Raw genomic sequence first — 14,175 nt, forward strand, 5'->3', positions numbered from 1 at the left:
GTTAACTACTCAAACAACGCATCCAGCGCCTGATCCAGCCGTGTCACGCCAATCACGGTCAAGCCTGGCGGTGACTCTTTGGGCGCATTGCCCTTGGGCACGATGGCGCGTTTGAAGCCATGCTTGGCTGCTTCCTTCAAGCGCTCCTGCCCGCTCGGCACAGGACGCACCTCGCCCGACAGGCCCACCTCACCGAACACCAGCAAGTCATTGGGCAGCGGACGATTGCGCAGGCTGGACATCACCGCCGCCATCAGCGCCAGGTCGGACGCGGTTTCAAGCACTTTCACACCGCCCACCACGTTGAGAAATACATCCTGGTCGTGCGTAGGAATGCCGCCATGTCGGTGCAACACGGCCAGCAGCATCGCCAGACGGTTCTGATCGAGACCTAACGTCACCCGACGCGGGTTCGACAAATGGCTGTCATCCACCAACGCTTGAACTTCCACAAGCATGGGTCGCGTGCCTTCCCATGTCGCCATGACGACGCTGCCCGCCACTTCTTCCTGCGCCCGCGTAAGAAAAATCGCCGAAGGATTGGAGACTTCTTTCAGGCCTTTGTCGGTCATGCCGAACACGCCCAACTCGTTGACGGCGCCGAAGCGGTTCTTCACCGCACGCAACAACCGCAGGCGACCGTCCGACTCCCCCTCGAAATACAGAACCGTATCGACCATGTGCTCGAGCACTCGCGGGCCGGCCAGCGCGCCTTCTTTGGTCACATGACCTACCAGGAAAATCGCCGTGCCGCTTTGCTTCGCATAGCGCACCAGCAACGCCGCACTTTCACGCACCTGGGAAACACCGCCCGGCGCCGACTGCAACTGTTCGGTGAAGATGGTTTGAATCGAGTCGATCACCATGACCTTGGGCTGTTCGACCCGGGCCGTGGCGATGATGGTTTCGATGTTGGTTTCGGTCATCACCTTGAGCTTGTCCTGCGGCAGGCTCAGGCGTCGGGCGCGCATGGCAACCTGCTGCTGGGATTCCTCACCCGTGACATACAGCGCGGGCATGCGCTCGGCGATGGCACACAGGGTTTGCAGCAGAATGGTCGACTTGCCAATGCCGGGGTCTCCGCCGATCAGCACCACCGAGCCGTCGACCAGACCACCGCCTAAAACGCGGTCCAGTTCGGTCGAATTGGTGGAGAAACGCGGGACCTCTTCAACGCTGACCTCGGCCAGGGTGCGCACTTGCGCCTGTTGCCCGGTCCAGCCCGAACGTCCGCTGGGTGCTGCTGCACCGCCGCTCTCGATGACGGTCTCGACCAGGGTGTTCCAGGCGCCGCACTCGGTGCATTGCCCTGCCCATTTGGGAAACGTCGCGCCGCACTCGGTGCAGCCATACATGCGTTTGGCCTTGGCCATGACACCCCCGATCTGAAAAGGGGGCAATGATAACGCAACGCTCAAGCCACTGCGTTTGCAGGAAGACAAAGGGGGATTTTGGCGTTTCCGATAAAACTAACCTAACCGCCTTCGGTCGATTGCAGGGACTACGCACGCTCCGCGTAGCTGACATACACTGCAACACAACCACTTTTGTGTAACTAAGGAAGAAAACCTATGGGCGTACTAAGCGAGTTCAAAGCCTTTGCCGTCAAAGGTAACGTGGTCGATATGGCCGTCGGTATCATCATTGGCGCGGCATTTGGCAAGATCGTTTCGTCGTTCGTCGGCGATGTAATCATGCCGCCCCTCGGGCTGCTGATCGGCGGCGTGGATTTCAGTGATCTGGCTGTCATGTTACGACCGGCCGAAGGCACAGCACCCGCCGTGATGCTGTCTTATGGCAAGTTCATCCAGACAGTGATCGACTTCATCATTGTGGCCTTTGCGATCTTCATGGGCGTGAAGGCGATCAATCGTCTCAAGCGTGAGGAAGCCAAGGCGCCGACCTTGCCGCCAACGCCGACTAAAGAAGAGCTGCTGCTGGGTGAAATACGGGATCTGTTGAAAGAGCAGAATGCCCGGCCAGCGGCGCCGGTCACAGTGGACCCGCTGCGTCCGGTATAACGCGCCACCTTTCTGTAGGCGCCAACGTGTTGGCGAGACGTCTTCCTGGTTAAACAGGACTCACGCCTCGCGAACGTGTTCGCGCCTACAGATATCAGTCTCAGCTACCAGTAATTCTCAACCGCAATCTGTCCAGGCTTGCGGCTCAGATTCAAGCGCATGTCACGCTTTTTCAAGACCGCTCGGGTGTCCTCGATCATCTGCGGGTTCCCGCAAATCATCACTCTTGAATGCTCTGGCGTCAGCGCCACACCCGCCGCTGTTTCCAGTTCACCGTTTTCAATCAGTGTCGTGATGCGTCCATTGAGCGCGCCCGGGTAGCTTTCCCGCGTCACCGTGGCAATGAACTGAAATTTATCTGCGTACCCGGCCAGGTAATCCCGCTGGGTAAGCTCGGCGATCAACTGCTGATAGGCCAACTCACGCCCCTCACGGGCGCTGTACACCAGGATGATCCGCTCGAATTTTTCCCATACTTCAAAGTCTTGAAGGATCGATAGAAACGGCGCAACGCCGGTGCCTGTGGACAACAGCCACAAATCGCGGCCATCCGAAAAGCGGTCTGCAGTCAGATAGCCGACCGCCTGCTTTTCCACCATCAACGTGTCACCCACGCGCAGGCGACTCAACTCACTGGTGAACTCACCACCCGGCACCACGATGGAAAAGAATTCGAGAAACTCGTCATGGGGCGACGACACCATCGAGTAGGCGCGCCAGACGGTGGTCCCGTCCGCTTTGGTGACACCCAATCGTGCGAACTGGCCCGCAACGAAGCGAAAGCCCGGATCACGGGTCGTGCGCAGGGTGAACAGACTGGGCGTCAGCGGAGTAACGTCGAGCAGCGTTTGCCGGGTGAACTTCTCAGCACTGGCAGTCATGGGCGTTCCTGTCTCCGGTCACTTGATGAGGGATGACAGTGTCCCGCAAAGCCGCCCTGATAAACACCGCCCGTTTGTAGTGGTATCCGCGATGCCTGGACCTGCACGTTTAGATTCATTGGCGATAGGCGCTATCGCCAATGAACGGGGAAGAACTCTTACGGGAATACTTAACCCTTTGAAAAATATCGCCCCCCCTCCAGACCTTTCAAAATACTTGCGCACTGTGGTGAACGCCTTTCGTCAGGAGCGTCGGGCGCTGCCCATAACGGCGTTTTTTGTTCTCTAGACTTCTCGAAGAAATACACCGCCACGGAGGCTTGGAAATGGACGATCAGGGATTTGACCACGTTCCGGTGGAACGGGTTACCACGCAGGTGATGAACGCACTGACGCGCCGGGAGGTGGAAGTATTGAGATGGTGCGCAGCGGGCAAGACGGCCGTTGAAACCGGGATGATCCTTGGCCTGACTTGCCGTACGGTTAACTTCCATGTCAGCAGCGCAGTTCGCAAGATGGGCGTTAAAAACAGAACCTCTGCTGCCGTCCAGGCGGCGCTGGGTGGCGTTTTCTAACACCGCGCATCGCACAAAGGGATGAAAGATCAAATGATCAGCCGTAAGCAATCGTCAGGTGCCAAAGTCTGAAAACCACGTAAAATCGCCGCTTCTGTGAGTTCGGCCACAGGGTTCTTCTCTATCGGCCATCGAACACTTGCCTGCGTCACCACGAACGGATTTTCCAGCTCATGCCCCTGCTTGACAGCCCCTTTGCGCAACTCGACCTGATCCGCCAGCCCGAACAATCGGACGACCCGTTGCAGGCGTTCGACGCGGCAGACGAGTACCTGCTCAACTATGTCGCCGAGCAAGGTTTGACGCTACAGACCAAAGTGCTGGTGCTCAATGACAACTTCGGCGCGCTGGCGGCAAGCCTGGCGCCGCACGCGACCGTTACCAGCAGCAGCGATTCGTTTTTGGGAGCTCAGGCGCTGGAAAAAAACCTGGTACGGAACGGTCAGGCGTTCGACGCGGTGCCGGTGTTGCCGGCCAGCGAGCCGTTGACAGGTGTGTTCGACTGGGTGCTGATCCGCGTGCCCAAAACGCTGGCGTTGCTTGAGGAACAACTGATTTGCCTGCAAGGCAGACTTGCCCCCGACGCCCGCGTGATTGCTGCCGGCATGATCAAGCACCTGCCACGCTCCGCAGGCGAGCTGATGGAGGAATACATAGGTCCCGTTCAGGCATCGCTTGCCGTGAAGAAAGCCCGGCTGTTGTTTGCAACACCGCAAAGCAAGCCGGTCCAGACCTCCCCTTATCCAACCCGTTACACGCTGGACGATCCAAAGATTGAATTGCTCAATCACGCCAACGTGTTTTGCCGCGATGGCCTGGACATCGGCACGCGTGCCTTTTTACCGTTCCTGCCGCAAAACCTCGGCAGCGCGCGCGTCGCCGATCTGGGCTGTGGAAACGGCGTGCTGGCCATCGCAAGCGCCCTGACCAATCCGGACGCGCACTACACGCTGGTGGACGAGTCGTTCATGGCGGTGCAATCGGCCAGGGAGAACTGGCGCGCAGCGCTGGGTGACCGCGAGGCGCAGATCCATGCCGGTGACGGTCTGGCCGCACAGGCCCCGGACTCACTGGACCTGGTGTTGTGCAATCCACCGTTTCACCAGCAACAGACAGTTGGCGATTTCCTCGCGTGGCGGATGTTTCAGCAGGCACGCGCTGCGCTGGTCACCGGCGGTGCGCTATTGATCGTTGGCAATCGCCACCTCGGGTATCACAGCAAACTGGCGCGGCTGTTCCGGGGCGTGGAGCAAGTCGGCGCCACCCCAAAGTTCGTGATCCTGAAGGCAAGAAAGTAACGGCCAAAAAAATACCCTCCTGAGAGGGTATTGGGACCATGCACGAAGCACGGAAAGGGAATGAGTTTCTCAGTGCGACTTCATGCCCGCCGCCGTCATGAACGAACGCAGCAGCAGGGCGACGACGAAGAGCGCCAGCACACTGCCGGTCCAGATGACGACCAGCCAGCCGACGCGTTTCCAGAGTGGCTGTTTCAGCGCCGGGTCATCGTCTTCGTGAAAAGATTCGTTGCCAGACATCACGCTCTCCTCCTGATGTTGGCTGCGAGCTTCGCGCCCGCAGCCGTGGCCACTAGTGATAGCCATCTTCCTGGGTCACCTTGCCGCGGAACACGTAATAGCTCCAGAAGGTATAGCCCAGGATGAACGGGATGATGAACAGCGTCCCCACCAGCATGAATCCCTGGCTTTGCGGCGGCGCAGCGGCTTCCCAGATCGAGACAGATGGCGGAATGATGTTCGGCCACAAGCTGATCCCCAGACCGCTGTAACCCAGGAAGATCAGCACCAGCGTCAGCAGAAACGGTGTGTAGTGCGCGTTGCGCTCGACCGCTTTGAACAGGCCCCACATGGTCAGCAGTACCAGCGCGGGCACCGGCATGAACAAGAACAGGTTCGGCATGCTGAACCAGCGATTTGCAATGTCGGCATGGGCCAACGGTGTCCAGATGCTGACAATCGCGGTCACTGCCAGCACGGCGAGCGCCAGTGGACGTGCGAGGTCGTGCATCGCCTTTTGCAGCTTGCCTTCAGTCTTCATGATCAGCCAGGTACAGCCCAGCAAGGCGTACGCGAAGATCAATGCCACGCCGCAGAACATAGTGAACGGCGTGAACCAATCCAGCGAACCACCTGCGAACTGCCGGTCGACTACCGGAATGCCGTCAATGAACGCGCCAAGCGCCACACCTTGAAAGAACGTGGCCGTCAACGAGCCGCCGATAAAGGCCTTGTCCCACAGATGACGTTTCTTCTCGGTGGCCTTGAACCGGAACTCAAACGCCACGCCCCGGAAGATCAAGCCCATCAGCATCAGGATCAGCGGAAGATACAGCGCCGACAAAACCACCGAGTAAGCCAGCGGAAAGGCACCGAACAGGCATGCACCGCCCAGCACCAGCCATGTTTCGTTGCCGTCCCAGACGGGCGCGACCGTGTTCATCATCACGTCACGTTCGGAGTCGTCCTTGATGAAGGGGAAGAGAATCCCGATCCCCAGGTCGAAACCGTCCATGACCACGTACATCATGATGCCGAAGATGATAATCACGGCCCAGATCAGCGGAAGATCAATACCCATGGCTCAATTCCCCTTTGCCAGGCTGTCGTGGTGGTCGCCATCTTCGGAGCCTTCTTCGGCAGCGGAAAGAGGACGGGCTGGCGTGCGTTTCTGGCCTGGGCCACCGTGCTTGGGTGTGCCGCCTTCGTTGACGATCGGCCCTTTGCGGACCAGACGCATCATGTAGCCAAGGCCTACGCCGAACAGCGTGAAATACACCACCACGAACAGCACCAGGGTAATACTCATTTGCACAACGCTATGGGCCGAGGACGCATCGGCGGTACGCAGCAGGCCGTAGACCACCCACGGCTGTCTGCCGATTTCAGTGGTGAACCAGCCGGCGAGGATCGCGATCAGGCCTGAAGGACCCATCCACAACGCCATATAAAGGAACGGACGCGAGGTATACAACGCGTCGCGCTTACGCAGCCAGAGGCTCCAAAAACCGACGAAAATCATCAGGAGACCCAGACTCACCATCACCCGGAACGACCAGAAGACGATGGTCGAGTTGGGGCGATCCTCAGGCTTGAACTCCTTGAGAGCAGGAACTTGCTTGTCCAGGCTGTGGGTGAGGATCAGGCTGCCCAGGTACGGAATTTCAACCGCGTACTTGGTGCGTTCCTCTTTCATGTCCGGAAGACCGAACAGAATCAACGGCGTAGCCTCGTCGCCTTTGTTTTCCCAATGACCCTCGATCGCGGCGATTTTTGCCGGCTGGTGCTCAAGGGTATTGAGGCCATGGAAGTCGCCGATGACAGCCTGAAGCGGTGCGACGATCAGTGCCATCCACATCGCCATCGAAAGCATCTTGCGGATGGGCGGCGTGTCTCGGCCTCTCAGCAAATGCCAAGCCGCCGATGAGCCGACGAAAAAGGCCGTGGCCACGAACGCTGCGGTCGCCATGTGGGCGAGGCGGTACGGGAACGAGGGGTTGAAGACGATGGCAAACCAGTCGACCGGAATGATGCGGCCGTCGACGATTTCGTAGCCTTGCGGGGTCTGCATCCAGCTGTTGGACGAGAGGATCCAGAAGGTCGAGATCAGCGTACCGATGGCAACCATCACCGTGGCGAAGAAGTGAAGCTTGCGCCCTACCCGGTTCCAGCCAAAAAGCATCACGCCCAGAAAGCCGGCTTCGAGGAAAAACGCCGTCAAGACTTCATAGGCCAGCAGCGGCCCGGTGACAGCGCCGGCAAAATCGGAGAAACGACTCCAGTTGGTGCCGAACTGGTAAGACATCACCAACCCGGATACCACACCCATGCCGAAGTTGACGGCAAAGATCTTCGACCAGAAATGGTAAAGGTCACGGTAGACATCCTGGTGCGTTTTCAGCCACATGCCTTCGAGCACCGCAAGGTAGCTCGCCAGACCGATGGTGATGGCAGGGAACAGAATGTGAAACGAGACAGTGAATGCAAACTGGATTCGGGCGAGATCGAGCGCCTCTAAACCGAACATAGGTCTTCCTCTATCAGGTGATACCGGCTTCAGACCAGGGCCTGCAGCGACTGCCCCCACTTTTATGAGTACGATGCGTGAGCATTCGTTCTTTTTTAGTTTCGTAACGTGGGAGGTTTGTCCAGTCGACGCGTCAATCAAAGCCGCTCTGGACATTGATATCAGTCAACCAACGATGAAAGAGTAGTCCCATTTGGGCACATGGGCTGCGTGGTCTTTTGTCGCGTGGCGAGTTGCCTCACCCCTCGGCCCATCGGGATTTGATTCTGCGTTTGCGGACTCGTGGCATATTCGCCGCTTGATTCTGCCCGGAGGGCGTAGGAGCTTCGCTTGTCTATGGGCCGCACTCGGACGAACTGGCGCGCAGCGGCAGTAGATCTGCGCATGAGGTCTTTCAGTCATCACCGGGGCGCCTGGTTTTTGGGCCGCTATGGACCCCATCGCGGCCTCGCGTTGCTCGAACACTCCTACAGGGGTTTGCGGCGGTTTCGGGCGATTCTGTCTGGGAGAGCTCGGGAAAGTCGCTTCTACAGGGCGTCAGGCGGTTTGCCCGCAAAAAACCCGAGCAACGCCTGGACCATCCGGGCATAGAGACAGTCGACTTCCGGCACACGGCCCTTTGCTCGCAGGTAGCCGTGGATCAGGCCGTGGCCCAGGTGCAATTGCGTGGCCACGCCTGCCTCGCTGAGTACCCGCTCATATTCATGCCCGTCATCGCGAAGTGGATCAAATTGCGCCACTGCGATGAACGCAGGCGCAAGCCCGCGAAAATGCCGCGCCGTGAGGGGCATCGCGTAAGGCGACACTGCATCTTCGGGATCAGGCAGATACAACCGCTGGTAGACATGGATGTCTTCACGGGTCAGCAACGGCGCGTCGTGGCACTCGCTGCGAGAGGGCAGATCATCGGCACCGCCCAGCGCTGGATAGATCAAAGCCTGGCCGACGGGCTGCCCCTCCCCGGCATCTCGCAGCGCCAGGCAGACCGCCGCAGTCAGATTCCCGCCCGCGCTGTCGCCGGCAATCACGACTCGCTGCGAATCAACGCACAACCACCTGGCCTGATGCTGCACGCCACGCCAAACCGCCAGGCAATCATCAAAGGCCGCCGGGAACGCAACCTCCGGCGCCAACCGGTAATCCACTGCAATCACCACCGCATTCAGATCCACGGCCAGCGATGCGGTAAGGAAGTCGTGGGAATCGAGGTCGCCCACCACCCAGCCGCCGCCGTGCAGGTAAATCACGCACGGCGCGCAATAGTCAGACGAGAGCCCATTGGGCCGGTAAAGACGCACCGGCACATTACTCAACGTGAAGTCCTCCACCTCAAGCCCCGTCGGCCTTGCAGGCGTGAAGGCCTGGCACATCCGCGAATAAGCCGCACGTTGCGCGCTTGTCTCGGGCGACTCGACCGCAAAGCTGCAGGTCTGGGCTACAAAGCGCGCCATCTCGGTTGAAAGGGGATACGACGAGGGCATGAACGACTCCGGCCCGCCCCACGAATGCGGAGGGGCCGGGCTATACATGAGGCGATGAAAGCTGAAACAGACTTACCGACTGACCGCCACTTGCACGGCCGCTGCCGCATCCTTGCCATCGAAGGTGGTGACACCGCTCAACCAGCGCTGCACGTCTTCGGGGTGATTCTTGAGCCACAGCCTGGCAACGTCCGCAGGCGCCTTGCGTTCCATGATCGGCACCATCATCTGCGACTCCTGTGCCGCCGTGAATTGCAGGTTGCTCATGAGTTTGCTGACGTTTGGGCAGCGGGTGGCGTAGTCCGGCGCCGTCACCACCGACACCGTCGCGGCACCTTCTAGGGGCCCGAAAACATCTTCGCTGCCGGTGAGGTACTCAATCTTCATGTTGATGTTCATCGGGTGAGGGGTCCAGCCGACGAACACCACCCACTCGTTGCGTTTGACAGCGCGCTGCACGGCCGCGAGCATGCCGGCTTCGCCCGATTCGACCAATTGAAAGCCGCCGAGGCCGAACTGGTTTTTCTCGATCATGCCCTTGATGTTGGCGTTTGCACCGGTGCCAGGTTCGATGCCGTAGATCTTGCCGCCGAGCTTGTCTTTGAATTTCGCGATATCGGCGAAGGTTTTGAGGCCGCCCGATGCCACGTAGTCGGGTACCGCCAAGGTAGCCTGCGCATCATTCATGCTCGGCTTTTCGAGCACTTTGACCTGATTGGCCGCAATGAACGGCGCAATGTTCTTGTCCATCGCAGGCTTCCAGTACCCCAGAAACACGTCGAGACGGTCATCGCGCAGCCCGCCAAAAATGATTTGCTGGGCAGCGCTGGTCTGCTTGACCTCGTACCCCATGTTTTGCAGAAGCACTTCAGCAACGGCGCTGGTGGCGATCACATCGGTCCAGTTGACAACGCCCATGCGCACGTTCTGGCACTTTGCGGGCTCAGCGGCCAGCACAGCGGTGGTGCTCAGCATCAGCACCCCGCAGCTGACAAGACGGAAAAAGGTTTTCATGCGTGCTCCTCGGGTCGGCTCGTTATTGTTCTGGCGCTTTATTGGCAGCGTTATAAGGCTTCAAGACCCACGGCAATACGAGTGCTGCCGCGTTGATGCAAATTACGCAGCAGCACACAGCATGAAACGCACCAGCGCGACCTGTGGTTGCACTGGGGCGACATTGATAATCGGGAGTGTGAGAGTCAACACGGGGCTGTTGGGACGAAGCTCGCAACCCGGTGTTGGGAGAATATCCAAAACCGAGTTGTCAGCTTCGCGGGCAAGTCGAAACGCCGCACGCGCGCTCCAGCGATTGAAGTTACAACGCCCTATCCAACAATTGGCGTTACAACACCTTGTCCAGCGTGATCGGGAATTCCCGAACGCGCTTGCCGGTGGCGTGGTAGATGGCATTGGCAATAGCTGACGCCACGCCGACGATGCCGATCTCACCCACGCCCTTGGAACCCAGGTCGTTGACGATGGTGTCGTTCTCCTCGACGAAGATCACCTCGATCTCACCAATGTCGGCGTTCACCGGAATGTGGTACTCCGCCAGGCTGTGATTCATCACGCGACCCAAGGTGTGGTCGGTGTGTGATTCTTCCAGCAACGCCTGGCTGATGCCCCACACCACTCCGCCTAGAATCTGGCTGCCGGCTGTCTTCGGGTTGACCACGCGACCACCGGCCACGGCGCTGACCACACGATTGACCCGGATATTGCCCAGGTCTTCGTCCACATGCACTTCGACGAACACCGCCGAGTGCGTGGCAGTGGAGTAAGCCTCGCGCTTCTCGTCTGGCTTGGAGTCGATCTGCACTTCGAGCACTTCATGGGAGGAATCGCGAACGATGTCACCGAAGGAGAAGCGCTGGTCACGAATGTGCAGGTAGCCGTCACCAAAGCCGACTTCTTCCATGTCCGCCACCGCAAACTCGGGGTGCGCCATGCGCACAGCGTCAAGCAACTTGGCACGCAGCGCTCTGCACGCTTGCTGTACGGCGGTCCCCACCGACGACACGGTGAACGAGCCACCCTGCAACGGTGCAGTTGGCAATGAAGAGTCGCCCAGTACGAAGGTCACGTCTTCAGGCATCACGCCTGCCGCGTCCGCCGCAATCTGCGTCATCACGGTGTAGGTGCCGGTGCCGATGTCGGTGGTGGCGCTGCTGACCGTCAACTTACCGCTGGCGTCCATGCTCGCCTTGGCACTGGCTGGCATTTGCATCGCCTCCCAGACACCCCCGGCCATGCCCCACCCCACCAATTGCCGTCCGGCACGCATGCTGCGCGGCTCAGGGTTGCGGTTGCTCCAGCCGAAACGCTCGGCACCCTGCTCGTAGCACGCTTTGAGTTCCTTACTGGAATACGGTTTGTCTTCGTTGCCGTTGCGCTCGGCAAAATTGACGATGCGCAGTTGCACAGGGTCCACGCCGAGCGCAATCGCCAGCTCATCCATCGCACACTCAAGGCCGACCATGCCGGATGTCGCACCTGGCGCGCGCATGTCCAGCGGGGTGTAGACGTCCAGCGGCGCAAGCTTGTAGCCCAGTTGCACGTTGTCGCATTGATAGAGCATGCCGCTCCACTCGACGACGTGCTCGGTGAAGTCCTCGAAACGCGAGGTCTGGCCGATTACGTCGTGACCGATTGCTACCAGCTTGCCGTTGGCCGCTGCGCCCAGACGCAAGCGCTGCAACGTGCTCGGACGATAGCCGAAGGTGAACATTTGCTGGCGGGTCAGCGTTACGCGCACCGAACGCTTGAGCTTCAGCGAAGCCATGACGGCCAACGGCAGCTGATACTGCGGACGCAGGCCAGAGCCGAAGGCCCCGCCCACAAACGCCGCGAGCACACGAATCTTGTCCTTCTCCAGGCCGAAGACGTTGTGCAGGTAATCCTGACAGTTCTGCGGGCCTTGGGTCTTGTCGTGGATTTCCAGGCTGCCGTCCGCCTGGTACATCACCGTCGATGCGTGCGGCTCCATCGGGTTGTGATGCTCATTCGGCGTGGTGTAGTGCGCGTCGACACTGACCGCAGCGCCAACATATTCCGCCTGAAAGTTGCCACGGGGCTTGGGCGTCTCGGCCGGCGCTTCGTGGGCATCATCTTTGACCGACTGCAGATGGGTCTGATGATCGTCGGTCTCGTATTCGATCTTCACCAGGGAGCCGGCATGGCGCGCCAGCTCCAGTGTGTCGGCAACCACCAGCGCCAACGGTTGCCCGCTGTACAGCACACGGTCGTTGTACAGCGGACGAAACGGTGAGCCTTCAGCCGAGTCGGCGTCCTCGTAATCTTCGTCGTAGCTGGCAATCTTGGGGCGGTTGGTGTGGTCAATCACCGCCACCACGCCTGGCACAGCCAAGGCCTTGGAGATGTCGATGCTCAGCACGCGACCGCACGCAATGGTGCTGGACACGACACTGCCGTGCAGCAAACCCTTTTCAGGGAATTCCCCGGCATAGCGCGCCTGACCCGTGACTTTCAGCATCCCGTCGACGCGGTCCAGCGGCTTGCCCAATGGCGAATTGGTAGCGTTCATCAAACAGCTCCCCCGGTAGCGGCATCGCTCAGCGCGCGCACAATGGCGCGGCGTGCCAGTTTGATCTTGAAGGCGTTGTGCTCAAGCGGTTGCGCGTCACGCAGCATGGCGTCTGCAGCGGCAACGAATGCCTCGCGGGACACAGCCTGGCCCTTGAGCGACGATTCCACTGCTTTGTCACGCCACGGTTTGTGCGCGACGCCGCCGAGTGTCAGGCGCACGTCGCGAATGATGTCGCCGTCCAGTTCAAGGGCAGCAGCCACTGAAATCAGGGCAAATGCGTAAGAAGCCCGGTCGCGGATCTTCAGGTAATGGCTGTGCTCAACGAAGCGCGCAGGGGGCAGCTCAACGGCGGTGATCAACTCATCATCGGCCAGATGGTTATCGCGCTCCGGTGTGTTGCCCGGTAAGCGATGGAAGTCGGCAAATTCGATCTGCCGCTTGCCCGCACGCCCTTCGACGTGAACAACGGCCTCAAGGGCAGCCAACGCGACACACATGTCCGACGGGTGGGTTGCGACACAGTCGTCGCTGGCGCCGAGGATGGCGTGAATCCGGTTCAGGCCGTCTTTTGCGGGGCAGCCAGTGCCAGGCTCACGTTTGTTGCACGGCACGGTGGAATCATAAAAGTAGTAGCAGCGAGTGCGCTGCAACAGGTTGCCGCCGGTGCTTGCCATGTTGCGAAGCTGCGGCGAGGCGCCTGCGAGCACCGCTTGAGACAGCAATGGGTAACGGCCTTCGATCAGCGGGTGCCAAGCGAGGTCGGCGTTACTGACCAGCGCGCCGATCATCAGGCCGCCATTGGCGGTTTGCTGGATGTCGCTAAGCGGCAGTCCGGTGATATCGATCAAGTGTTCGGGCTTGGCGATGTTTTCTTTCATCAGATCGAGCAGGTTGGTGCCGCCGGCAATAAAGCGCGTGGCAGGGCCAGCGAGGTTGATCGCCTGACTGATGTCGGTCGGTTTGCTGTAGCTGAACGGAGTCATTGGTTGCGTCCTCCCTGGTCTGGGGCGGCATCAAGCAGCGGAATGACTTCCTGCACCGCCGCACGGATATTGCTGTACGCGCCACAGCGACAGAGATTGCCGCTCATCAATTCTTTGATGTCGTCATTGCTCGACGCACGGCCTTCATTGGCCAGGCCCACTGCCGAGCAGATCTGCCCCAGTGTGCAGTAACCACACTGAAACGCGTCGTGCTTGATGAATGCCTGCTGCATCGGGTGCAATTGCCCGTCCTGCGCGAGGCCTTCGATGGTAATCAGCTCGGCGCCGTCGCACATGATTGCGAGGGTCAGGCAGGCGTTGATCCGCTTGCCATCGCGCAACACGGTACACGCGCCACATTGGCCGTGATCGCAGCCTTTTTTGGTGCCGACCAAGTCAAGCTGCTCACGCAGCAAATCGAGCAAGGTGGTCCAGGGCTGTACGTTGAGTTGTCGCAGTTGGCCGTTGAGAGTCAAGGAAATCGCGTGGCCAGCGAAGTCCTGTTGGGGGGTCGCGCTCATAAAAGCCTCACGGTAGGTACTCGAATGCGCAGTGTTCTGCGTCTCTAGGGGTACGACTCGTGGGTTTTCGGAAACGTTCAGGGTTTGTGATGGGCGTCGGTCCCAGCTTCGTCCGCTTACAA

At 59.6% G+C, this 14,175-nt stretch carries 13 protein-coding genes; 3 read left to right on the forward strand and 10 right to left on the reverse strand.

The window, feature by feature from the left end:
• Positions 1-5 precede the first annotated feature (5 nt).
• Entirely contained in the window at positions 6-1,373 is a 1,368-nt protein-coding gene (gene radA, locus OYW20_RS21680) for a DNA repair protein RadA (protein WP_268797950.1), read from the reverse strand.
• Between the two features lie 198 nt (positions 1,374-1,571).
• Between radA and mscL the strand changes: the two genes are divergently transcribed.
• A complete protein-coding gene (mscL, locus tag OYW20_RS21685; protein ID WP_268797951.1) occupies positions 1,572-2,021 on the forward strand; it encodes a large-conductance mechanosensitive channel protein MscL in 450 nt (149 codons plus the stop codon).
• Between the two features lie 104 nt (positions 2,022-2,125).
• Here the strand turns inward: mscL and OYW20_RS21690 are convergent, their stop codons facing one another.
• Complete coding sequence (locus OYW20_RS21690) at positions 2,126-2,902, reverse strand: ferredoxin--NADP reductase (protein WP_268797952.1); 777 nt, start codon at positions 2,900-2,902, stop codon at positions 2,126-2,128.
• 326 nt (positions 2,903-3,228) lie between these two features.
• On the opposite strand from OYW20_RS21690, the gene OYW20_RS21695 reads away from it, so the two are divergent.
• Positions 3,229-3,477, forward strand: a complete 249-nt coding sequence (locus OYW20_RS21695; RefSeq protein ID WP_408005430.1) for a helix-turn-helix domain-containing protein — start codon at positions 3,229-3,231, stop codon at positions 3,475-3,477.
• 173 nt (positions 3,478-3,650) lie between these two features.
• Complete coding sequence (locus tag OYW20_RS21700; protein WP_268797953.1) at positions 3,651-4,775, forward strand: methyltransferase; 1,125 nt, start codon at positions 3,651-3,653, stop codon at positions 4,773-4,775.
• 69 nt (positions 4,776-4,844) lie between these two features.
• On the opposite strand, the gene OYW20_RS21705 is transcribed toward OYW20_RS21700, so the two are convergent.
• The 8 genes from OYW20_RS21705 to OYW20_RS21740 form a co-directional block, all read right to left on the reverse strand.
• Positions 4,845-5,015, reverse strand: coding sequence for a DUF2474 domain-containing protein (locus tag OYW20_RS21705; RefSeq protein WP_268797954.1), 171 nt, complete (start codon positions 5,013-5,015; stop codon positions 4,845-4,847).
• Positions 5,016-5,067: 52 nt separating this feature from the next.
• Positions 5,068-6,075, reverse strand: coding sequence for a cytochrome d ubiquinol oxidase subunit II (cydB, locus tag OYW20_RS21710; RefSeq protein WP_268797955.1), 1,008 nt, complete (start codon positions 6,073-6,075; stop codon positions 5,068-5,070).
• A 3-nt stretch (positions 6,076-6,078) separates the two neighbouring features.
• Positions 6,079-7,521, reverse strand: coding sequence for a cytochrome ubiquinol oxidase subunit I (locus OYW20_RS21715; RefSeq protein ID WP_268797956.1), 1,443 nt, complete (start codon positions 7,519-7,521; stop codon positions 6,079-6,081).
• A gap of 527 nt (positions 7,522-8,048) precedes the next feature.
• Positions 8,049-9,002, reverse strand: a complete 954-nt coding sequence (locus OYW20_RS21720) for an alpha/beta hydrolase (RefSeq protein ID WP_268797957.1) — start codon at positions 9,000-9,002, stop codon at positions 8,049-8,051.
• Between the two features lie 72 nt (positions 9,003-9,074).
• A complete protein-coding gene (gene choX, locus OYW20_RS21725) occupies positions 9,075-10,016 on the reverse strand; it encodes a choline ABC transporter substrate-binding protein (RefSeq protein ID WP_268797958.1) in 942 nt (313 codons plus the stop codon).
• A 328-nt stretch (positions 10,017-10,344) separates the two neighbouring features.
• A complete protein-coding gene (locus OYW20_RS21730) occupies positions 10,345-12,546 on the reverse strand; it encodes a xanthine dehydrogenase family protein molybdopterin-binding subunit (protein ID WP_268797959.1) in 2,202 nt (733 codons plus the stop codon).
• Entirely contained in the window at positions 12,546-13,532 is a 987-nt protein-coding gene (locus OYW20_RS21735; RefSeq protein WP_268797960.1) for an FAD binding domain-containing protein, read from the reverse strand. The genes OYW20_RS21730 and OYW20_RS21735 overlap by 1 nt, the downstream gene beginning before the upstream one ends.
• Positions 13,529-14,053 carry a (2Fe-2S)-binding protein gene (locus OYW20_RS21740; protein WP_268797961.1) on the reverse strand — a complete coding sequence of 175 codons (525 nt, stop codon included), beginning with the start codon at positions 14,051-14,053 and terminating at the stop codon, positions 13,529-13,531. Before OYW20_RS21740 ends, OYW20_RS21735 begins: the two co-directional genes overlap by 4 nt.
• Positions 14,054-14,175: the final 122 nt, after the last annotated feature.

The sequence above is a fragment of the Pseudomonas sp. BSw22131 genome, from assembly GCF_026810445.1.
Taxonomy (GTDB): Bacteria; Pseudomonadota; Gammaproteobacteria; order Pseudomonadales; family Pseudomonadaceae; genus Aquipseudomonas; species Aquipseudomonas huanghezhanensis.

Bases quoted from the DNA above. Each gene is read 5' to 3' on its own strand.
- radA (WP_268797950.1), bottom strand. From the start codon at position 1,373: ATGGCCAAGGCCAAACGCATGTATGGCTGCACCGAGTGCGGCGCGACG.
- mscL (WP_268797951.1), top strand. From the start codon at position 1,572: ATGGGCGTACTAAGCGAGTTCAAAGCCTTTGCCGTCAAAGGTAACGTG.
- OYW20_RS21690 (WP_268797952.1), bottom strand. From the start codon at position 2,902: ATGACTGCCAGTGCTGAGAAGTTCACCCGGCAAACGCTGCTCGACGTT.
- OYW20_RS21695 (WP_408005430.1), top strand. From the start codon at position 3,229: ATGGACGATCAGGGATTTGACCACGTTCCGGTGGAACGGGTTACCACG.
- OYW20_RS21700 (WP_268797953.1), top strand. From the start codon at position 3,651: ATGCCCCTGCTTGACAGCCCCTTTGCGCAACTCGACCTGATCCGCCAG.
- OYW20_RS21705 (WP_268797954.1), bottom strand. From the start codon at position 5,015: ATGTCTGGCAACGAATCTTTTCACGAAGACGATGACCCGGCGCTGAAA.
- cydB (WP_268797955.1), bottom strand. From the start codon at position 6,075: ATGGGTATTGATCTTCCGCTGATCTGGGCCGTGATTATCATCTTCGGC.
- OYW20_RS21715 (WP_268797956.1), bottom strand. From the start codon at position 7,521: ATGTTCGGTTTAGAGGCGCTCGATCTCGCCCGAATCCAGTTTGCATTC.
- OYW20_RS21720 (WP_268797957.1), bottom strand. From the start codon at position 9,002: ATGCCCTCGTCGTATCCCCTTTCAACCGAGATGGCGCGCTTTGTAGCC.
- choX (WP_268797958.1), bottom strand. From the start codon at position 10,016: ATGAAAACCTTTTTCCGTCTTGTCAGCTGCGGGGTGCTGATGCTGAGC.
- OYW20_RS21730 (WP_268797959.1), bottom strand. From the start codon at position 12,546: ATGAACGCTACCAATTCGCCATTGGGCAAGCCGCTGGACCGCGTCGAC.
- OYW20_RS21735 (WP_268797960.1), bottom strand. From the start codon at position 13,532: ATGACTCCGTTCAGCTACAGCAAACCGACCGACATCAGTCAGGCGATC.
- OYW20_RS21740 (WP_268797961.1), bottom strand. From the start codon at position 14,053: ATGAGCGCGACCCCCCAACAGGACTTCGCTGGCCACGCGATTTCCTTG.